The sequence below is a fragment of the Stenotrophomonas sp. 71799_Sma genome (assembly GCF_056482505.1).
The window spans coordinates 537,518-557,087 of the sequence record NZ_CM151202.1 but is presented as its reverse complement, the minus strand read 5'-3'; the positions used below and the strand labels follow the sequence as shown (position 1 = coordinate 557,087).

20 protein-coding genes, 1 pseudogene and 1 riboswitch are annotated in these 19,570 nt (G+C 67.8%); of the genes and pseudogenes, 8 read left to right on the top strand and 13 right to left on the bottom strand.

Annotated features, from left to right (window positions below):
• Nucleotides 1-411 precede the first annotated feature (411 nt).
• The gene (gene bioD, locus ACZK4Z_RS02555) at nt 412-1,095 is read right to left on the bottom strand and encodes a dethiobiotin synthase (RefSeq protein ID WP_125892469.1); all 684 of its coding nucleotides are present in this window, start codon (nt 1,093-1,095) and stop codon (nt 412-414) included.
• A 68-nt stretch (nt 1,096-1,163) separates the two neighbouring features.
• On the opposite strand from bioD, the gene ACZK4Z_RS02550 reads away from it, so the two are divergent.
• Both ACZK4Z_RS02550 and ACZK4Z_RS02545 read left to right on the top strand, forming a co-directional pair.
• Nucleotides 1,164-1,646 carry a GAF domain-containing protein gene (locus ACZK4Z_RS02550; RefSeq protein WP_005407940.1) on the top strand — a complete coding sequence of 161 codons (483 nt, stop codon included), beginning with the start codon at nt 1,164-1,166 and terminating at the stop codon, nt 1,644-1,646.
• Entirely contained in the window at nt 1,643-2,005 is a 363-nt protein-coding gene (locus ACZK4Z_RS02545; RefSeq protein ID WP_125892467.1) for a TfoX/Sxy family protein, read from the top strand. The genes ACZK4Z_RS02550 and ACZK4Z_RS02545 overlap by 4 nt, the downstream gene beginning before the upstream one ends.
• Before the next feature lie 84 nt (nt 2,006-2,089).
• On the opposite strand, the gene ACZK4Z_RS02540 is transcribed toward ACZK4Z_RS02545, so the two are convergent.
• Both ACZK4Z_RS02540 and ACZK4Z_RS02535 read right to left on the bottom strand, forming a co-directional pair.
• Nucleotides 2,090-2,668: a histidine phosphatase family protein gene (locus ACZK4Z_RS02540; protein ID WP_032128728.1), complete on the bottom strand. Its 579-nt coding sequence runs from the start codon at nt 2,666-2,668 to the stop codon at nt 2,090-2,092.
• A gap of 127 nt (nt 2,669-2,795) precedes the next feature.
• Nucleotides 2,796-3,923 carry an acyltransferase family protein gene (locus ACZK4Z_RS02535; RefSeq protein WP_125892465.1) on the bottom strand — a complete coding sequence of 376 codons (1,128 nt, stop codon included), beginning with the start codon at nt 3,921-3,923 and terminating at the stop codon, nt 2,796-2,798.
• A gap of 61 nt (nt 3,924-3,984) precedes the next feature.
• A riboswitch (cobalamin riboswitch) is annotated at nt 3,985-4,207 on the top strand.
• A gap of 115 nt (nt 4,208-4,322) precedes the next feature.
• Between ACZK4Z_RS02535 and btuB the strand changes: the two genes are divergently transcribed.
• On the top strand, nt 4,323-6,167 hold the full coding sequence (gene btuB / locus ACZK4Z_RS02530; protein WP_125892463.1) for a TonB-dependent vitamin B12 receptor: 1,845 nt from the start codon (nt 4,323-4,325) through the stop codon (nt 6,165-6,167).
• Nucleotides 6,168-6,351: 184 nt separating this feature from the next.
• Here btuB and gph read toward each other — a convergent pair whose 3' ends face one another.
• From gph to ACZK4Z_RS02515, 3 genes are all read right to left on the bottom strand, one after another.
• Nucleotides 6,352-7,008 (bottom strand): phosphoglycolate phosphatase, encoded by a 657-nt coding sequence (gph, locus tag ACZK4Z_RS02525; protein ID WP_125892461.1) that lies wholly within the window; start codon nt 7,006-7,008, stop codon nt 6,352-6,354.
• Between the two features lie 64 nt (nt 7,009-7,072).
• Nucleotides 7,073-7,864, bottom strand: coding sequence for a class I SAM-dependent methyltransferase (locus ACZK4Z_RS02520; protein WP_032128731.1), 792 nt, complete (start codon nt 7,862-7,864; stop codon nt 7,073-7,075).
• On the bottom strand, nt 7,861-8,790 hold the full coding sequence (locus tag ACZK4Z_RS02515) for a LysR family transcriptional regulator (protein WP_125892459.1): 930 nt from the start codon (nt 8,788-8,790) through the stop codon (nt 7,861-7,863). The genes ACZK4Z_RS02520 and ACZK4Z_RS02515 overlap by 4 nt, the downstream gene beginning before the upstream one ends.
• A 108-nt stretch (nt 8,791-8,898) precedes the next feature.
• Here ACZK4Z_RS02515 and ACZK4Z_RS02510 point away from each other — a divergent pair, with 108 nt between their 5' ends.
• Together ACZK4Z_RS02510 and ACZK4Z_RS02505 are read left to right on the top strand one after the other, a co-directional pair.
• On the top strand, nt 8,899-9,537 hold the full coding sequence (locus ACZK4Z_RS02510; protein WP_125892457.1) for an NAD(P)-dependent oxidoreductase: 639 nt from the start codon (nt 8,899-8,901) through the stop codon (nt 9,535-9,537).
• 85 nt (nt 9,538-9,622) lie between these two features.
• A complete protein-coding gene (locus tag ACZK4Z_RS02505; RefSeq protein WP_125892454.1) occupies nt 9,623-10,534 on the top strand; it encodes an MBL fold metallo-hydrolase in 912 nt (303 codons plus the stop codon).
• Nucleotides 10,535-10,831: 297 nt separating this feature from the next.
• Here ACZK4Z_RS02505 and dinB read toward each other — a convergent pair whose 3' ends face one another.
• Together dinB and ACZK4Z_RS02495 are read right to left on the bottom strand one after the other, a co-directional pair.
• Nucleotides 10,832-11,926 (bottom strand): DNA polymerase IV, encoded by a 1,095-nt coding sequence (gene dinB, locus ACZK4Z_RS02500; RefSeq protein WP_049463455.1) that lies wholly within the window; start codon nt 11,924-11,926, stop codon nt 10,832-10,834.
• A 1-nt stretch (nt 11,927) separates the two neighbouring features.
• Nucleotides 11,928-12,119, bottom strand: a complete 192-nt coding sequence (locus ACZK4Z_RS02495; protein WP_152906650.1) for a hypothetical protein — start codon at nt 12,117-12,119, stop codon at nt 11,928-11,930.
• On the opposite strand from ACZK4Z_RS02495, the gene fabA reads away from it, so the two are divergent.
• Both fabA and fabB read left to right on the top strand, forming a co-directional pair.
• Entirely contained in the window at nt 12,118-12,633 is a 516-nt protein-coding gene (fabA, locus tag ACZK4Z_RS02490; protein WP_005407930.1) for a 3-hydroxyacyl-[acyl-carrier-protein] dehydratase FabA, read from the top strand. The two genes, ACZK4Z_RS02495 and fabA, sit on opposite strands and share 2 nt — an antisense overlap.
• Nucleotides 12,633-13,841, top strand: coding sequence for a beta-ketoacyl-ACP synthase I (gene fabB, locus ACZK4Z_RS02485; protein ID WP_293796104.1), 1,209 nt, complete (start codon nt 12,633-12,635; stop codon nt 13,839-13,841). Before fabA ends, fabB begins: the two co-directional genes overlap by 1 nt.
• Before the next feature lie 206 nt (nt 13,842-14,047).
• Here the strand turns inward: fabB and ACZK4Z_RS02480 are convergent, their stop codons facing one another.
• From ACZK4Z_RS02480 to ACZK4Z_RS02470, 3 genes and pseudogenes are all read right to left on the bottom strand, one after another.
• A complete protein-coding gene (locus ACZK4Z_RS02480) occupies nt 14,048-14,731 on the bottom strand; it encodes an HAD family hydrolase (protein WP_197616128.1) in 684 nt (227 codons plus the stop codon).
• A pseudogene (locus tag ACZK4Z_RS02475) lies at nt 14,728-15,428 on the bottom strand (pseudouridine synthase). The gene ACZK4Z_RS02480 and the pseudogene ACZK4Z_RS02475 overlap by 4 nt, the downstream one beginning before the upstream one ends.
• Nucleotides 15,425-16,489: a class I SAM-dependent methyltransferase gene (locus tag ACZK4Z_RS02470; protein WP_293796110.1), complete on the bottom strand. Its 1,065-nt coding sequence runs from the start codon at nt 16,487-16,489 to the stop codon at nt 15,425-15,427. Before ACZK4Z_RS02470 ends, ACZK4Z_RS02475 begins: the two are co-directional and overlap by 4 nt.
• Before the next feature lie 157 nt (nt 16,490-16,646).
• Here ACZK4Z_RS02470 and ACZK4Z_RS02465 point away from each other — a divergent pair, with 157 nt between their 5' ends.
• Nucleotides 16,647-16,910 (top strand): hypothetical protein, encoded by a 264-nt coding sequence (locus ACZK4Z_RS02465; RefSeq protein WP_005407925.1) that lies wholly within the window; start codon nt 16,647-16,649, stop codon nt 16,908-16,910.
• A gap of 160 nt (nt 16,911-17,070) precedes the next feature.
• On the opposite strand, the gene ACZK4Z_RS02460 is transcribed toward ACZK4Z_RS02465, so the two are convergent.
• Nucleotides 17,071-17,361, bottom strand: a complete 291-nt coding sequence (locus ACZK4Z_RS02460; RefSeq protein ID WP_049463459.1) for a DUF3247 family protein — start codon at nt 17,359-17,361, stop codon at nt 17,071-17,073.
• Nucleotides 17,362-17,404: 43 nt separating this feature from the next.
• Entirely contained in the window at nt 17,405-19,393 is a 1,989-nt protein-coding gene (locus tag ACZK4Z_RS02455) for a hybrid sensor histidine kinase/response regulator (RefSeq protein ID WP_049424820.1), read from the bottom strand.
• Nucleotides 19,394-19,570: the final 177 nt, after the last annotated feature.

Below are 19,570 nucleotides of genomic sequence, written 5' to 3'. Positions count from 1 at the left end.
CCGGCAGATACGGCAGCCGCCCCCAGCACGGCATCGGCAGGCGCTGCTGCAACGTCGCGATGGAACGACTGGGTGCGATTGCGCGGGAGCTGACAGCTGCAACACGGTAGTGCCGGCCGCTGGCCGGCAACCTCGGGATCGCCGGGTGGATGCAGTTGCCGGCCAGCGGCCGGCACTACCCAGGATCACTCGAGCAGGTACGCCGACAGCGCTTCGCCATCCACTCCCGGCAGATGCGGCAGCCGCCCCCAGCACGGCATCGGCAGGCGCTGCTGCAACCTCGCAATGGAACGACTGGGTGCGATCGCGCGGGAGCTGGCGGCTGCAGCACGGTAGTGCCGGCCGCTGGCCGGCAACCTCGGGATCGCCGGGTGGATACAGTTGCCGGCCAGCGGCCGGCACTACCCAGGATCATTCGAGCAGGTGCGCGCTCAGCGCTTCGCCATCCGCTCCCGGCAGATACGGCAGCCGCCCCCAGCACGGCATCGGCAGGCGCTGCTGCAACGTCGCGATGTTCTCATCCTGGCGCTGCATCACCGGGTCGATGTGGTTGCCGATCCAGCCCAGGCACTCCACGCCGCTGGCCTGCAGCGACTGCGCGGTCAGCCGCGCATGGTTGACGCAGCCCAGCCGCATGCCGACCACAAGTACTACCGGCAGATGCAATGCACACACTAGGTCAAGCTGGTCCAGCGTGGCCGAGACCGGCGCCAGCCAACCGCCAACGCCCTCCACCACCACGATGTCTGCCTGCGCGCGCAGGCGCTCGAATGCAGCCACGATCGGCGCCAGCTCCACCTGCACGCCGTCCTCGGCAGCAGCCAGCTCCGGCGCCAGCGGCTGCCGCAGCGCGTACGGGTTCATGTCGGCATAGTCCGGCACCGGCCAGCTGGCCGCCTGCAATGCCAGCGCGTCCTCGTTGCGCAGGCCCTGCCCCAGATCCTCACTGCCACTGGCCACCGGCTTCATTCCGACCGCGCGCAGGCCGCGCCGGCGCAGTGCATGCAGCAGCGCGGTGCTGGCCGCAGTCTTGCCGATCTCGGTATCGGTGCCGGTGACGAACAGGGCAGGCGGCAGCGTGGCGGGCAACGGCATCGATAAGCTCCAGCGGGGCAACAGAGCCTGCATTATCGCCGGCCCGGCGCGCTTGCTAGACTGCGGGCATGTTCGCCAATGCCTCGCTTACCGGCAGCAAGCCGGAACAATACGCCCAGCTGCTGGAACAGGCCCGCGGCCTGGTCTACGCCGAGTCCGACCGCATCGCCAACGCGGCCAACCTCTCCGCACTGGTCTATCACGCTCTGCCCGACCTGAACTGGGTGGGCTTCTACCTGTACGACGGCAAGGAACTGGTGGTCGGGCCATTCCAGGGCCTGCCGGCCTGCGTGCGCATCCCGCTGGACAAGGGCGTGTGCGGTGCCGCCGCCAGCCAGCGCGTGACCCAGCGCGTGGAGGACGTCGATGCCTTTCCCGGCCACATCGCCTGCGATTCGGCCTCGCGTTCGGAACTGGTGGTGCCACTGCTGCGCGGCGATGAACTGATCGGCGTGTTCGACATCGACAGCCCGAAAGTCGGCCGCTTCGATGCCGACGACCAAGCCGGCCTGGAAGCGATCGCCCGCGTGTTCGTCGAGGCGCTGGGATGAGCGCACCGAAGCTGCGCAACATCGGCCCGAAGAGTGCGGCGTGGCTGCGTCAGGTCGGCCTGCGCAGCCGCGAGGATCTGGTTGCGATCGGCGCGGTCGGTGCCTTCGTCAAGGTCAAGCGCGCCGGCTTCAAGCCCAGCCTGAACCTGCTCTATTCACTGGAAGGCGCGTTGCTGGACTGCCATTGGCAGGAACTGAGCGAGCCGCAGCGTGAGGCGCTGGTGCAGGATTATGAGGCGCGCATCGCCGCGCATCCGTTGAAAGCGGCCGGCCCGGCCTCGGGACCGGTGCATGAGCAGCGCTTCGACACCGATGATGACGCGGAAGACAGCGTGGCCGAGAGCGCCGACGAGGATTGACCGGTAGCGCCGGGCCATGCCCGGCGAGCGCGTAGCGCGGGTGATGTGGAATTCGCCGGGCATGGCCCGGCGCTACCGGATTCGTCAGGGCTGCTGCAGCTCCAGCAGTTCGCCCACCAGCCCGACCTCGCCGCGCTCAAGCCACACCCGCAGGCGCGTGCCGTGGTCGATGCGCAGGGCCCAGCACAGCGACATCGGCAGGCCGCAGACCTGCGACAGCACCATGCGCAGTGGGCCGCCGTGGCTGACCACCAGCGTCGGCACCGGATCGTCATCATCAAGCAGGCGATCCAGCGCGCGCGCGATACGCCGCTCGAAGTGGCCCCAGCTTTCGCCGTTCGGCGGCGGGAATGCATGCGGGTCGGCATGGAAGGCCGCCAATGCATCCTCCGGCAGGTCGAACAGCGACTGTCCGTCCCAATCGCCGAAATCCAGCTCTTCCCATTCCTCGTCCGCTTCCACGTCCAGCCCGCGCGGGGTGGCCAGGGCCATCGCGGTGTGCAGCGAGCGCAGCCGCGGCGAACTGATCACCCGCTCCCAGGGCTGCGCAGCGTAGGCGTCGACCAGTTCCTGCGGCAGGCGGGCCAGCTGCGGTGGATCGCTGCGGCCATCGAGGAACTCATCGCGACCGTTGCCGGCATGGCGGACCAGGTCGAGGATCACAGCAGTGCAACCATGCACGAGGCGCTAGCCCGCGACTGCATCGCGCACAGCGCAGAAAAAATGGACGATTGAAGCAACATCATGAACACCACTTCCGGACAGCGTCCCCGTAGCGGGGCACGCCATTCTAGCGTGGGCCGCCCTCTGCCTGCCTGGGAGAGGACCCTGCACGTGATGCGGACAGCGATGCCATCACGCGTTTGCCCAGCCGGATCATCGGTGCTTCGATGCAGCGCTGCCCCAGTGCGGCCAGCGGCAGTGCGACTGCCATTACCAGCACCGCGCACAGCAGATAGCCGGTTGTCCCGTCACCAACGACCGCCAGCAGCCGGCGAAGCACCGGCCCCAGCACGGCAATTACAATGGGATGCCCCAGGTAGAGCGAGTAGCTCACCGTACCCAGCCACGCCGTCGCCCGGTTGACGAGCAGACGCGGCGGGCATTGCGAGCAGCCCAACAGGACTGCCAGATAGCCCAGGCCAGCCACCTGCCATGGTCCTGCCCCGTTCCAGCCGGCTGCGATCCCCGCCACGACCAGCAACAGCAACAGGGCACCGGCCATGTTCAGTGCCTTCCCCCACCAACGCGCCCGCGCCGGAGACAATTGCGAGAGCGCGTTGTACGCGTGGAACGCCACCAACCCCATCGCGAACACGGGCGCGTGCGTCAGCCAACCATAGCCGCCCAGCGAGGCCTCCGCGCGTGCACCCAGCGCGCCGGTTACGGCCAGCGCCGCCAGCCCCAGCAGCACCAAGAGGAGCGTCCAGGCCCGACGCCCGTTATCCACCAACAGGTACAGCAAAGGGAAGATCGCATAGAACAACATCTCCACTCCGACCGCCCAGCTGGCCCATACAATGCCCTGCTCCCAGCCGGGGAACAGGTTGAACGTGAAAGTGGCATTCGCAACGATTTCAGCCCACGGATGGCCGGCATGGCTACCCCGGCCATCGCGGAAGATCGAGAACGCCAGCAGCAGATAGAACAGCGGTGCGATGCGCAGGAAGCGGTGCAGGTAGAAACTCAGCAACGGCCGACCGCTGGCTCTGTGACGAGGCTGGGTATAACACAGCGAGAACGCGCTGATCACGAAAAACAGTGCGACACCCGTGGCCCCCAGCTGCAGAACGGGCATCAACCAACCAGCGACAGTCAGCGTCGGCGCCGGCATCGACTGGACGTGAAACAACACAACGTAGACGGCAGCCAAACCCCGAAGAGAATCGAGGAACTGCAGGCGATCCTTTGCAATCATGTTCCAGGTTCCAACCAGATGCGCGTGCGACGCTCCTCACTCTACCAGCTAGCGATGCCGTAGACTGCGCGCACTTCCAGGTGACCTGCGGCCACGGCCGGCAGGTTGAAACGGGAAGCCGGTGACGCGTGATTCCACGCCAGGCCGGCGCTGCCCCCGCAACGGTAAGCACGTCAGTTCCAGGCAACAACGCCACTGTGCCGCAGGCATGGGAAGGCGCCTGGACGGTGGCCTCGCGCCACCCGGCGGCAAGCCCGGAGACCGGCCAGGAAGCCTCAGGTCGCGATGCGGTGGGCATGGCGCTGGATGACCGCAGCCTGCGCTGCGGCGTCGGCGCATGCCTGCCTTCGCGGCTCCTCCCCTTCGCCACGCGGGCGTGCGTGGCACCTGGAGTCCCCCATGAAGCTGCAGTCCCGAATGCTGTCCCTGGCCGTGCTGGCCGCCCTGCCCGCGCTGGCCCAGGCGGCCGATGACACCACCGCGCTCGACCAGATCCTGGTTACCGCCACCCGCACCCCGATCGCCCTGCAGGACAGCATCGCGCCGGCCCAGGTGATCGACCGCGCGCAGATCGAATCCAGCCCGGCCACCTCGCTGCAGGAACTGCTGCGCGGCCGCGCCGGCATCAACCTGACCAACTCCGGCGGCCTCGGCAAGCAGAGCTCGCTGTTCCTGCGCGGCACCAACTCGGGCCACACCGTGGTGCTGGTGGATGGCGTGCGCATCAACAGTGCCGACCTCGGCCTGGCCATGTACCAGGACCTGCCACTGGCGCAGATCGAACGCGTGGAAATCGTGCGCGGCCCGCAGTCCAGCCTGTACGGTGCCGACGCCATTGGTGGCGTGATCCAGATCTTCACCCGCCGCAACCAGGGCGATTTCGCTCCGCACTTCCAGCTCGGCGGTGGCAGCAACGGCCTGCGCGAAGCCAGCGGCGGCATCGGCGGTGGCACCGAACGCGGCTGGTTCGGCGCCGACATCGCCTACCAGCATTCCGACGGCATCGATGCCTGCCGCGGCTCCGCCTCGGTGTTCACCGCGGGCTGCTTTGCCGACGAGCACGACCGCGACGGCTACCGCAACCTGTCCAAGAGCCTGCGCGGCGGCTACAGCTTCAACGACCAGTGGACCGTGGAAGGCAGCGCACTGCGCGCCGACGGCAAGAACCACTACGACGGTTACTACAACTATTCGGAAACCCGCCAGCAGGTGCTCGCTGGCAAAGTGCGCTACACCCCGTCTGAACGCCTGGCTTTCACAGCCAACGTCGGCCGCAGTGACAACGAGTCGGACAACTTCGGCGCACCGGGGGTGTTCGGCAGCGCCCAGACCCATCGTGACAGCGCCTCGCTGCAGGGCGACTTCGGCGTGGCCGAGGGCCAGCTGCTGAGTGCAGGCGTGGATTGGAGCGAAGACAACCTGGACGGCAGCAGCGCCGGATATCTCGTCGACAGCCGCCGCAACACCGGTGTGTTCGTGCAGTACCAGGGTCGCTTCGGCCGCCATCAGCTGCTGGCCAGCGCGCGCAATGACGACAACCAGCAGTTCGGCAACCATGCCACCGGCAGCGTGGGCTGGGCGATGGAACTGGAGCACGGCCTGCGCGTCAATGCCAGCTACGGCACGGCGTTCAAGGCGCCGACCTTCAGCGACCTGTACGACCCGTGGAGCGGCGTGCCGACGTTGAACCCGGAGAAGTCCAAGAGCGCCAACCTCGGTGTTTCGCAGCAGGGCCAGGGCTGGCACTGGGGCCTGGACGTCTATGAGACCCGCATCGATGACCTGATCACCTACGATGCGTCCACGATGAAAATGCAGCAGGTGGAGAAGGCGCGCATCCGCGGTGCCGAGCTGACCGGTGGCGTGCTGTTGGCCGGTTTCGACATCAACGCGCAGCTGAGCTACACCGACCCGCGCAACCGCACCCATGGCAGCACCCAGTTCGACAACTGGCTGCCGCGCCGTGCGCAGCAGACCGCGCGCCTGGACGTCGACCGCCGCTTCGGTGACGTCCGCGCCGGCCTGACCGTGCAGGGTGCGGGCAAGCGCTATGACAACGCCAGCAACTCGGTGAAGGTTGGCGGCTACGGCACGCTGGACCTGCGCGCCGAGTACGCGCTGACGCCGTCGTGGTCGCTGCTGGCGCGCGCCGCCAACGTATTCGACCGCACGTATGAAACCGTGGCGTGGTTCAACCAGCCGGGCCGCGAGTACCAGCTGAGCGTGCGTTACCAGCCGAAGTGACCGCGACGGTCATGGCAGTGCCGGCCGCTGGCCGGCACTACCATGACCTTCGGCAACGCATCCCGGGTTGCCGGCCAGCGGCCGGCACTACCCAATGCGCCGATCCGGGATTGCCGGCCAGCGGCCGGCACTACCCATTTCGTCAGCCCGGGTTACCGGCCGGCGACCAGGGATGTCCGTTGCATCAGCCCTGCAACCCCGGCAACTCACGCAGGTCGTCGATCACCGCCACCACATGCGCGGTGGCCAGGTCCAGGCCACGCGGATAGCCGTAACGCACCAGTGCGATCGGCATGCCCGCATCTTCGGCGGCGCGGTAGTCGGTCAACGAATCACCCACCATCAGGCATGCGTCCACCGGCAGCCCGAAGTGCGCGGCGACGTGCCGCAGCGGTTCACCACTGGGCTTGCGCTGCGGCAGGGAGTCGCCACCCAACACCAGCGCGAACGCATCACCGATGCCCAGGTGCTGCAGCAGCGGTGGCACCAGCGCTTCGGGCTTGTTGGTGCAGATCGCCAGCGGCACGTTGCGCGCACGCAGCTGCGTCAGCGCTTCGGCCACGCCATCGAACAGGCGCGGGCTGCGCAGCAGGCACTCACGGTAGTGCACCATGAACACCGGCATCACTTCGGCCAGGTCGACTTCGCGACCGGCGGCATGCACGGCCTGCTCGACCAGGCGGCGCACACCATCTCCGATCCAGCCCAGCACCGTGGCTTCCGGCACGCGTGCCACACCGATGTCCTCCAGCGTGCGGTTCAGTGCTTCGGCGATATCGGCGGCGCTGTCGACCAGCGTGCCATCAAGGTCGAACACGACCAGCGGATAGGGATACGACAAGGGACGGCACCTGCATGACGTGGGGCCGTCCATTGTACGCCGCTGGTTTTTGCGCCGATCCGCCTCAGCCGATCCGGCGCGCGCGGGTCGCCAGGAAGGTGGGCAGATAGCGATCGATCAGGAAGCGCGGCTGCGGCTGCCAGTCTTCCATGAAGCGATCGATGATGAAGCCGGCATCGAGCTGACCACCGATCAGTTCGGTCAGGCTGTGGCCGAAGGTCAGCGCGTCACCCCGTGCCAGCTTCGCCTCGCGCTCGGCCGGCGCCAGGTCTTCCAGGTCCGAATAGGGAATGGCGTACTGTGGCCGGATCAGGCCTTGTGCATCCAGCTGCGGATCGCGCGCGCCAACGAACAGCACCGGGTTGTAGAAGCTGGCCATCAGCATGCCATCGCGTGCCAGCACGCGGCGGCACTCGGTCCACACCGGGCGCACATCAGGCACGTACAGGTTCGAGATCGGGTGGAACACCACATCGAAACTGTCGTTGGCAAACACGTGCAGATCGCGCATGTCGCCCTGCACGGTGCGCAGCTGCAGGCCATCGCGCGCGGCGACCCTGCGGTCCTGTTCCAGCTGCCCGTCGGAGAGATCGAACACGGTGACGTCAGCGCCCGCAGCGGCCAGCACCGGTGCCTGCTGGCCACCGCCCGAGGCCAGGCACAGGATGCGACGGCCGCGCACATCACCCATCCAGTCCAGTGGCAACGCGCGGGGCGTCAGGTGCACCTGCCAGCGGCCTTCGCGCGCGGCGGCAATCGTTGAACTTTCCACCGGGCGCGACCATTCGCGCACTTCGCTGGCCTGGCGGTCCCAGGCAGCACGGTTGTGGTCGATCAAGGCCTGTCCATGGTTCATGTGTTCTCCTTGCCCGGTGGGCGCCAATCCAGATCCTGGAAGGCCGGGCTGGCGAAGCACTCGGCCAGGAAGTCCAGGAATCGCCGCATGATAGCGGGCTGCTGGCGCCGTGACGCGTACACGGCATGAATGCCGAGTTCGTCCAGGCTGAATTCGGGCAGCAGTTCGATCAGTTCGCCACTGCGCAGCAGCGGCGCCACCTGGTAGGTCGGCAGCATGGCGATGCCGGCACCGGCGCGCACCGCCTCCAGCAGCAGCGAGGCCTCGTTGGCACTGATGTTGCCACCCACCGCCACCGACAGCGAACGCCCATCGCGGTGCAGCTGCCACAGGCTCTTGCCGACGTAGTGGTGGGTCAGGCAGTTGTGCGCGGCCAGGTGCTCGGGGGCGGTCGGTGTGCCACGTGCCTGCAGGTAGGATGGCGTCGCGCACAGCACCGAGCGGCAGGTGGCCAGCCGCCGTGCGATCAGGCTGGGATCGATCTGGCGCGCGATGCGCACGGCCAGGTCCACCCGCTCCTCCACCAGGTTCACCGTGCGGTCGACCAGCAGCAGCTCGATGCGCGCCGCCGGATGGCGCGCGACGAAGCCGGCCACCGCCCGCGCCAGGTGGCTCTGCCCGAATGAGACGCTGGCGGTCACCCGCAGCGTACCGTGCGGCTCGGGATCATCACTGGCCAGCTCGCCCTGCAGTTCTTCGCCGATCGCCAGCATCTGCCGGAAGCGCGCCAGCGCTGCCTCGCCGGGGCCGGTCAGGCTGACCCGGCGCGTGGTCCGGTGCAGCAGGCGTGCGCCCAGCCAGCTCTCGACCTCGGCCAGGTAGCGGCTGACCATCGCCCGCGACATGTCCAGCACCTCGGCGGCGGCGGTGAGGCTGCCGCGCTCGGCCACCTCGACGAACACGGTCATGGCGGACAATCGGTCCATATGCTCGATCCATGCAACAAACAAGCGCGTTATACGCTGTTTTTCGAGCAACTGCAGCAGCCTAGAGTGGCCCCATTCCCACCCCACACCGCCCCACGGAGTCATGCCATGAAAATCGCCCTCGTTGGTTCCACCGGCAACATCGGCCGCCAGATCGCCCGCCACGCGCTGGCCCGCGGCCACGAACTCACTGTCATCGTGCGCAGCGCGCAGGACCTCCCGGCCGAGCTGGCCGGTGCCCATCCCGTGATCGCCTCGCTGGATGACCAGGACGCGCTGGTTGCCGCCATCACCGGCCACGACGTGCTGGCCAGCGCCTACGGCCCGCGCCCGGGCGATGACATCGGCCGCGTCGGCGAGGTCGCCGCGCAGCTGGCCGCCGCCGCACGCAAGGCCGGTGTACCGCGCCTGGTGGTGGTCGGTGGCGCCGGCAGCCTCGAAGTCGCACCCGGCGTGCAGCTGGTCGATACCCCCACCTTCCCGGACGCCTACAAGCCGTACGCACTGGCACACCGTGAGGCGTTCAACCGCCTGCAGGCGGTGGATGACCTGGACTGGACCTTCTTCTCGCCGGCCGCCGAAATCGGCCCGGGTGAACAGCGCGGCCAGTACCGCGTGCAGGCCAAGGCCTTCCTCGCTGATGCCAGCGGCCACAGCCGCATCAGCTACGCCGACTACGGCGCGGCGTTCGTCGCCGAGCTGGAAGCGCACCAGTACCCGAAGCAGATCATCACTGCGGCGTACTGATGCCAGGCCGCCGGGCATGGCCCGGCGCTACCCACCTGTGAGCCAGGCCCACGCCCGGCTCGCCGTCCGCCACAAGGAATGCCCCATGCGTACCGCTGCCCTGCTGCTCCCCCTCGCCCTGGCCGCCAGCTTCACCAGTGCGCCACTGCTCGCCGCGCCGGCCGCCGCAGCGCCGGCCACGGCCACGAAATCCCAGCTGCACCTGCAGACCTTCCATCCCGGCCCGCAGGCGATGTTCTCGGTGTCCTCGGTGCTGATCGAAGGCCGCCACGACGCGATCCTGGTCAATGCGCAGTTTGCTGCCAGCGACGCGCGCAAGCTGGTCGAGCTGATCCGCGCCAGCGGCAAGCAGCTGACCACCATCTACATCAGCCACGGTGATCCGGACTACTACTTCGGCCTGGCCACGCTGCAGGACGCGTTCCCGCAGGCGCGCATCGTCGCCACCGCGCAGACCGTCGCCCACATCCAGCAGACCCAGGCCGGCAAGCTGGCCTACTGGGGGCCGAAGATGGGTGCCGACGTGCCGGCGCGCATCGTGGTGCCGCAGGTGCTGGACGGCGATGCCCTGCAACTGGAAGGCCAGCGCCTGCCGCTGATCGGCCTCGATGGCCCGACCCCGGACCGCACGGTGCTATGGGTGCCGTCGCTGCGCGCGATCGTCGGTGGTATTCCGGTGGTAGCCGGTGAGCACGTGTGGATGGCCGATACGCAGACGCCGAAGTCACATGCCGACTGGCTGCAGACCCTGCAGCGGCTGCAGGCACTGAAGCCGAAGGTGGTGGTGCCGGGGCACTACGCGCCGGGCGCGGCGCTGGATGCCAGTGCGCTGCGCTTCACCGCGGACTACATCCGTGCGTTCGATGTTGAGGCGGCAAAGGCGAAGGACAGTGCGGCACTGGTGAAGGCGATGCAGGCGCGCTACCCGAAGCTGGCGGGCGTGGCGTCGCTGGAGTTGAGTGCGAAGGTGGCCAAGGGCGAGATGCAGTGGCCATGAGGTAGGGAGTTTTCTTTTGCAGGGCTGCGCCCTGCACCTGCTCAATGCAACGGCAACAGCCGAAGCAACAGCAACAGCTGGCTATCCGTGGGATGGCGAGGTGGGTCCGGTTGCGGGGGACGCTGCAAGTACGTCCATGTAAGCTCGGTCGCGCCATCCATGGCGCTCACGCCCGCGCAACCGGACCCACCCCGCCTTCGACAGTTCTCTGCGATCTGCCTGGATGGCATGTCTCCGCAACCTGTCTGGATGGCATGACCTGCTCTTGGTAGGTGTCGACCTTGGTCGACACGAAGATCAGCTACGTGGGGACTCGTTCGGCCCGTGCTCGAACAGTTCCCCCTGCACCACCGGCTCCTTTTCGCGGAAGCCACCGAGTCCGACACCCACCAGCCGGTAGCGGGTCTCCGCCGGCAGGTCGACGCGGGCGCGCAGGGCCAGGGCGATGTCGCGCAGTTCTTCCATCGATTCCGGCGGGCGCTCCGGGGTGAAGCTGCGGGTGAGGATGCGGAACTGCGCGGTCTTCAGTTTCAGCACCACGGTGTGGCCGACGCGTTCGGTCTTGCGCGTGGCATTCCAGGTCTTCTCTGCCAACTGCACGATTGCCTCCCCCAGGTCTTCCAGCGGCAGATCCTCGGCGAAGGTGTCTTCGGAGGAAATCGACTGCACCTGCTGGTCCGGCTCCACCGGCCGCTCGTCGATGCCGCGTGCGCGGTTGTACAGGCTGCGGCCGAAACTGCCGAACGCCTCTTCCAGGTCGATCAGTGCCCACTGCCGCAGGTCGCCGCAGGTGACGATGCCGCGCGCGGCCAGCTTGCCTTCCATCACCTTGCCGACGCCGGGCACGCGGTTCACCGGCAGCGGCAGCAGGAACGCGTCCACCCGCTGCGGCGGAATCACGAACTGGCCATCGGGCTTGCGCCAGTCCGAAGCGATCTTGGCCAGGAACTTGTTCGGCGCGATCCCGGCTGAAGCGGTCAGGTTCGTCTCCTCGCGGATCTGCGCACGGATGGTGCGCGCGATGTCGGTGGCCAGTTCGATGCCACTCTTCGGCTCGGTCACGTCCAGGTAGGCCTCGTCCAGCGACAGCGGCTCGACCAGGTCGGTATGGCGCAGGAAGATCGCGCGTACCTGCTGTGACACCGCCTTGTAACGTGCGAAGTCCGGCGGCACGAAGATCGCGTCCGGGCATAGGCGCTCGGCACGCACGGCAGGCATCGCCGAACGCACGCCGAACACGCGCGCCTCGTACGAGGCCGCGCACACCACCGAGCGCGCGCCGCGCCATGCCACAACCACCGGCTTGCCGCGCAGTGACGGATCGTCGCGCTGCTCCACCGACGCGTAGAACGCGTCCATGTCGACGTGGATGATCTTGCGCAGTCGGGTCATGTCAGGCGGAAAGGGCGGGGGCGTGCCGAACGGGCCACACGCCGAAGTATGGTCGTTGCACATCAACAGGATGCGCGTATTCCATTGAAAACACTACGGTTGCGTACGGTTGAAATGTTTGATCGGCGCAGTTTCCACGGGCATCCTCGAGCGCTTGTTTCCCTGTTTCCCCGCTTCCAGGATTGTGCTTCATGACCCGTCTCCACGCGTTCAACCGCGAACAGCTGCTGGCCAGCGCACGCGGTGAACTGTTCGGCACCGCCGCCGGCCGTTTGCCCAACGATCCGATGCTGATGTTCGACCGCATCACCGACATCCGCGAGGACGGCGGACCGCATGGCAAGGGCATGGTACGCGCCGAACTGGATATCCGCCCGGACCTGTGGTTCTTCGGCTGCCACTTCATCGGCGACCCGGTGATGCCCGGCTGCCTCGGCCTGGATGCCATGTGGCAGCTGACCGGCTTCTTCCTGACCTGGCTGGGCGCCCCCGGCAAGGGCCGCGCACTGGGCTGCGGCGAGGTGAAGTTCACCGGCCAGGTACTGCCGGAGGCCAAACTGGTGCGCTACGAGATCGACATCAGCCGTGTCATCAACCGCAAGCTGGTGATGGCCCAGTCGGACGCCCGCATGTACGTGGATGACCGCGAAATCTACAGCGCGCGCGACCTGCGCGTCGGCCTGTTCACTGAAACCGGGAGCTTCTGATGCGTCGCGTCGTCATCACCGGCATGGGCATCACGTCCTGCCTCGGCAATGATCTGGATACCGTTTCGGCTGCGCTGCGCGAAGGGCGCTCGGGCATCACCGCCCTGGCCGACCACGCAGAAGCGGGCCTGCGCAGCCAGGTAGGCGGTCGCGTCGACCTCGACCTGGAGGCGCTGATCGACCGCAAGCAGAAGCGCTTCATGAGCGATGCGGCGGCCTTCGCCTACCTGTCCATGCGCGATGCGATCGCCGATGCCGGGCTCAGCCCCGAGCAGGTCAGCAACCTGCGCACCGGCCTGATCGCCGGTTCCGGCGGCGGCTCCAGCGAATGGCAGATCGGCGCAGTCGACCTGCTGCGCGAACGTGGTGTACGCAAGGTCGGCCCGTACATGGTGCCGCGCACGATGTGCTCGACGGTCTCGGCCTGCCTGGCCACCGCCTACCAGATCAAGGGTGTCAGCTACTCGCTGTCGGCCGCCTGCGCGACCTCGGCGCACTGCATCGGCGCCGCCGCGGACATGATCCGCCATGGCGCGCAGGACATCATGTTCGCCGGTGGCGGTGAAGACCTGCACTGGTCGATGAGCGTGATGTTCGATGCGATGGGTGCGCTGTCGACCAGCTTCAACGAGACCCCGGCCAGCGCCTCGCGTCCGTACGACAAGGACCGCGACGGCTTCGTCATCGCCGGTGGCGGCGGCATGCTGGTGCTGGAGGACTACGACCACGCCGTTGCGCGCGGTGCGCACATCCATGCCGAGCTGATCGGCTATGGCGTGACCTCCGATGGCGCCGACATGGTCGCGCCGTCCGGTGAAGGCGCGGTGCGCTGCATGAAGATGGCGCTGCAGGGCGTCGATCGTCCGCTTGACTACCTCAACACCCACGGCACTTCCACGCCGCTGGGCGACGTCACCGAGCTCAACGCGATCCGCGAAGTGTTCGGCGATGCGGTGCCACCGCTGTCCTCGACCAAGGCGTTGTCCGGCCACTCGCTGGGTGCGGCCAGCGTGCATGAGGCGATCTACTGCCTGCTGATGATGCGCGATGGCTTCGTTGCCGGTTCGGCCAACATCGGCGAACTGGACCCGAAGGTGGAAAGCTTCCCGATCCTGCGCGAGAGCCGCGAGCAGACGCTGGATACGGTGATGTCCAACAGCTTTGGCTTCGGTGGCACCAACGCTGCGCTGGTGTTCGGCCGGGTGTGATGGGAAGGCGTGCCGACCAACGGTCGGCACCCGTAGAGTCGAGCTTGCTCGACTGCATTGAAAAGCGTGCCAACCAAGGTTGGCACCTACCGGGGCGTTTGGGCGTGCCAACCAAGGTTGGCACCTACCGGGGCATTGGGTGTGCCAACCAAGGTTGGCACCTACCGGGGCATTGGGTGTGCCGACCCACGGTCGGGCGCCCACCGTTACCTCGGCAGCAGCGGCAGCAGCAGCGCGTGCGCGTCCAGCAGCGAGCCGACGATGCGGTGGCCCAGCGCGCGCAGCTCTTCATCCGGATGCACCAGGTCCGGCACCTGGATCACGGTCATGCCTGCCGCCAGCGCTGCACGCGTGCCGGCCGGTGAGTCTTCCAGCGCCAGGCAGCGCTCGGGCACCTGGCCCAGCCGCTGCGCGGCCAGCAGGTAGATATCCGGCGCCGGCTTCGGCCGCGCCACATCACCACTGGTGATCACGGCATCGAAATACGGCAGCAGGCCGGCAGCGGCCAGCTTGCGGTTGGCCCGCGGCTGCCGCGTGGTGGTTGCCACCGCGCGCGGTACCGCGTGCGCTTTCAGCAGCTCCAGTAGCTCCAGAATGCCCGGACGCAGCGGCAGGCCGGTCTGTGTGCGTGCTTCGTACAGCTCATGGCAGCGTGCGGCCACCGCTTCGATCACGCTGTCCTCGATACCCTGCGCACGCAGCAGCGCGTGCGTGTCACGGTCACCGAGGCCGACCATGCGCAGGAACACGGTCTCGTCCAGGCCCAGCCCGAATTCGTCGGCCGCCTCGCTCCAGCAGGCCAGCGAGACCCGCTCGCTGTCGATCATCAGGCCGTCCATGTCAAAGATGACGGCGTCGGGCAGGAACGGCAGCGCAGCGATGGTGGTCATGGAGCGAACAGCGTATCCAGATCGGTGGAGGTGAGCTGCCGCCATTGCCCCTCGTCCAGTCCCTGCAGGTCCAGCCCGCCGACACGGCTGCGGTGCAGGGCCTGCACGTGGTTGCCGGTGGCGGCGAACATGCGGCGTACCTGATGGTAGCGGCCTTCATGCAGCACCAGGCGTGCGCGACGCGCATCCAGCACTTCCAGTTCAGCCGGCAGCAGGGGGTCTTCTCGGACTCCAGCATCAGCGTACCGCTGGCGAACAACGCCACTTCGTCGCCGCGCAGGTCGTCGCTCAGTTCCACTTCGTAGACCTTGGGCAGCTTCGACTTCGGCGAGATGATCCGGTGCAGCAGGCCGCCATCGTCGGTCAGCAGCAGCAGGCCGCTGGTCTCGCGGTCGAGGCGGCCCACGGTGGACAGCACCGGATCGCGGTCGCGGAAGCGCGGCGGCAGCAGGTCGTAGATCAGGCGGCCGGTGTCCTTGGTCGAACAGGTGTAGCCGGCCGGCTTGTGCAGCGCGATCGACAGCCCCACCGGCGGGTCCAGCGGCTCGCCGTCGACCCGGATCGCCTCGTGCGGCACCTGGTCGTCGGCATACAGCACCTCGCCGTCGGCGTCGGTGACGCGGCCTTCGCGGAACATCCACTGCACCTGCTTGCGGCTGCCATAGCCCAGGTTGGCGATAAGCTTGACCAGCTTCACTTGCCCTTCCCCTTCACCGCTTCCACCAGCTTGAAGCCATCACGCTCGGCGATCACGCGCACCGCGCCAAAGCTCTCGTTGAGCGTGTACTCGTACGGCAGGTGGCGGTTGGCCACCACGTACAGGCGTCCGCCCGGGCGCAGCGCCTGCGCGGCCACGGCGATGAAGCGCTGGCCGATATCCGGGCGATCGGCGCGCGAGGGCGTGTGGAACGGCGGGTTGCTGATGATGACCTCGTAGCCCGGCTCGATGCCGCCGGTGACGTCCTGCCACAGGAAGCGCAGCGGCAGCGCGCGCGGCGGCGGCGCCAGGTTCAGTTCGGCAAGGGCCAGCGCACGCTGCTCGGCTTCGTACAGATCCAGCGCGGTGATCTTCGGGCAGCGCTCCAGCAGCTCGCGCGACAGATAGCCATAGCCCGCGCCGAGGTCGGCGGCACGCCCGGCCAGGTCGGCCGGCAGGTGCTCGGCCAACAGCGCCGACGCCGGGTCGATGCGATCCCAGGCGAACACGCCCGGGCGGCTGAGGAAACGGCCGCCGACGATCGGCCGCACCGCATCCAGTGCCGACCAGCGCTTGGCCAGGTCTGCGTCGTGCTGGCCCTGCATCGGGGCGGTCCAGTACACGCGACAGTGGTTCTTGGTCAGGCTGCCGCCGAGGCCGGTCAGTTGCTTGAGGTCGCCCTCGCCCGAACGTGCGCCTTCGTTGTTGGACTGGCAGGCGACGATGCGGCCGCCGTCGGCGACCAGCGCCAGCGCGCGCGCGAACAGGGCACGGGCCTCCTCGCGCTGGCGCGGCGGCAGCACCAGCACCAGCGGGTAGCGGCCCTTGCCGGCCACATCATCCAGCTGGCCGCTGACGGTCCAGCCGGCGGCCTGCTGCAGCGGCTGCGCGAACGGGGCAAAGCTCTGCTCGCAATGCACTTCGCGGTTGCCGGCCACTTCGCGCAGCGGCCAGCCGTCGCGGGCACGCAGGAAGGCCACCGGGCCCTCCGGCCAGCGCAGGGCGCCTTGGGAGAACGGCAGGAACAGGGTCTGCAGGGGGGCGTCGTCGCTGGAGGCCATCGGCGCGGGTACTTCAAGCGTGAGGGCCGTCCATTGTACCGGCTTGGCCGGGCCGGCCCCGGCGGCCGCTTTGCGAAACCCGAACGGGGCCTTGATCTGCCAGCAACATTGAAACGTTCAGGGTAGAGGCTCCCCCCGGAAACCCAGGAGAACCTGCATGCGAGCCTTGTTCGTCGGTGGCGTGGTCGACAACAGTGAAATGGACCTGGAAGGCAGCCATCCGCCCGTGCATTACCCCGAGGACACCGGCGGTGGCCACTCGCGCTACCGGCTGCACCAGGTCGGCCATGGTGCCGACGGAAGCGTGGCCTATGCGGTGTACGGCGCACCGGACCTGGCCGACGACGAGGTGGCGAGGGTGGCGGAAGAACGCGCCTACGCGCGCCGGTTCGAGGCGACGCCTACGTTGTTCGAGCATTGATCCCAACAGCCACGCATGGCGTGGCTCTACTGCAACCTCTGGAAAATCCACGCTGTGCGTGGACGGCATGAGGCCTGGCCGATGACGAGGTCACGCACATCCATGCGTGGCCCTTTCCAGTAGATCCACGCCATGCGTGGATGGGGTTGGCAGGTTGCCGTCAGACCCTGGGCGGCAACCTGCGGATGCTGGCGATCTCGTCCAGCCACACGTGGTGCTGCTGCACCGGCGTATCGTAGTCATCCAGCCGCAGCTGGCCGTTGCTGCCTTCGTCGCCGGCCTCGTTGCGGTACTGCTGCACTGTCGGTTTCACGGCGACGGTGCCGAGCAGGCGGCGACCATCGTGCAGGGTCAGTTCCACCTGCGTTTCGCCTTCCAGCTGCGGCAGCAGGGCTTCCAGGCGCGCAATCTGCGCCGGATCGGTGTGGATGCGGGGAGCTGTACGGGACATCGGCGACCTCCTGCGTACAGGGTCGCCGATCGGCCGTGAATGCTCAGTGCAGCGCGCTGTCCGCGCGTGGCACCTGCACTTTGCGTACCGCAGCCACCAGCTGCGCCACCGAGTACGGCTTGGCCACGTGTTCCTGGAAGCCCGACGCCAGCGCCCGGCGCCGGTCATCGGCACGTGCCAGCGCGGTCACGGCAACCGCCGGCAGGGTCATCGCATCCACGCCCATGTCCTCGCGCAGCGTGCGCACCAGGCCATAGCCATCCATGCCCGGCATGCCGATGTCGGTCAGCATCACGTGGTACTGCAGGTGCCCGGTATCGGCCAGCAGCGCCAGCGCTTCACCGGCCGAGCTGGCTGCCGACACGCTTGCGCCCTGCTCTTCCAGCATGCGCCGCAGGTACTCCAGCACTTCCGGCTGGTCTTCCACCGCCAGCACGTGCATGCCACGCAGCGGATACGGCTCGACGATCACCGGCTCCAGGATCGGTCCGCTGATCACTTCGCGCAGCGGCCGCCGTTCGGCATCGGGAATGTGCTGCGGCAGGCGCACGGTGAAGGTGGCGCCGTGGCCATGGCCCTCGCTGGCAGCGGTGACGGTACCGCCATGCAGTTCAACCAGCTGCTGCACGATGGCCAGGCCCAGGCCGAGGCCGCCATGGCGTCGGGTGGTGGTGCCATCGGCCTGGCGGAAGCGGCTGAACAGATGATTGAGGAATTCGGGCGCGATGCCGTCGCCGGTGTCGCGCACGGTGATCACCCAGTGGTTGCCGTCGGCCTGCAGCTGCAGATCGATGCGGCCTTCGGCCGGGGTGAACTTGATCGCATTCGACAGCAGGTTCCACAACACCTGCTGCAGGCGGGTGGCATCGCCCAGCACCAGGCTGGGCTGCTCCGGCAGCTGCAGGCTCACGTCCAGCGCCTTGCCTTCGGCGACCAGCTCCTGCGCGCCGATGGCTTCGCCCAGCAGGTCGCGCAGATCCAGTATCTCCACCTCCAGCTGCACCTTGCCCAGCAGCATGCTGCTGAGGTCGAGCATGTCCGAGATCAGCCGCTTCTGCGCACCGGCGCTGTTGGCGATCACGTTCAGGCCCTTGTACAGCGGGCTGGTGTTGTCCACGCGCTGCAGCAGCAGTTCGCTCCAACCGAGGATGGTGGTCAGTGGCGTACGCAGTTCATGCGACAGCGTGGCCAGGAACTCGTCCTTCAGCCGCGCCATGTTCTCCGCGGCGCTGCGCGCGGCACGCTCGGACTGCAGCAGCTCCTCGCGGGCCAGTTCGATCTCGCGGCGTTCGGTCACGTCCGGGCTGCTGCCGGCCAGGCCGATGAAGCGGCCCATCCGCGAGAAGCGCGGACGCGCGTTCATCTCCAACCAACGCCAGTCGCCATCGGCGCGTCGGGCCCGCACCAGCGCATGCATCGACCGCTGTGCCTTCAGCGCTTCCTGCAGTTCGTACTCGAACACCGACGCATCGTCCGGGTGCACCAGGCCACGCCAGACGTCTTCCGGCACGCGCGTCTCGTCGCCGCCGAAGAACTCACTGAAAGCGCTGTTGACGAAACGGGCATGGCCGCGCTCGTCGAGCACCCACACCGGCATCGGCAGACCGTCGGCCAGCGCACTGAAGCGGGCTTCGCTTTCGCCCAGCTCCACTTCCATCTGCTTGCGCGCGGTGATGTCGAAGAACAGGATGCCGACCTTGTCCTCACCCGGGCGGCCCACGCGCACCGCATCCACCGCGAACGAGCGGCCCAGCGCACGCGCTTCCATCTCGAACTGTGCCGGCCGGCCACTGCGGGCAACTTCGCCGTAGATGCGGAACCAGTCTTCCTCGTGGCCCGGTTCCAGCGCCGTCATGCGCTGGCCACGCGCATCCTTCAGGCCGGTGTGGCGCTCGAAGGCGTCGTTGACCTCGATGAAACGATAGTCGACCGCACGATCGCCCTCGAACAGCACCTGGATCACGCAGAAACCGGCGTTGATGCGCTCAAGCACGCCATGATGCAGGTCGGGTTCGGGCGCCGGCACCATCATCGGTGGGCGCTCCACGAGGGGCGGCAGTGTGGACAAGGGCGTCAGTGCAGGCCAGGTTGGAGGCACAGCATCTTCCAAAGGGCGTATTCACAGCGTCAAGCGCCGTCAGTCATGGTTGACGACGATGAATTGGCGGCAACCACTCTTGCGCATGACGCAATCTGCCATTGCGGCGCC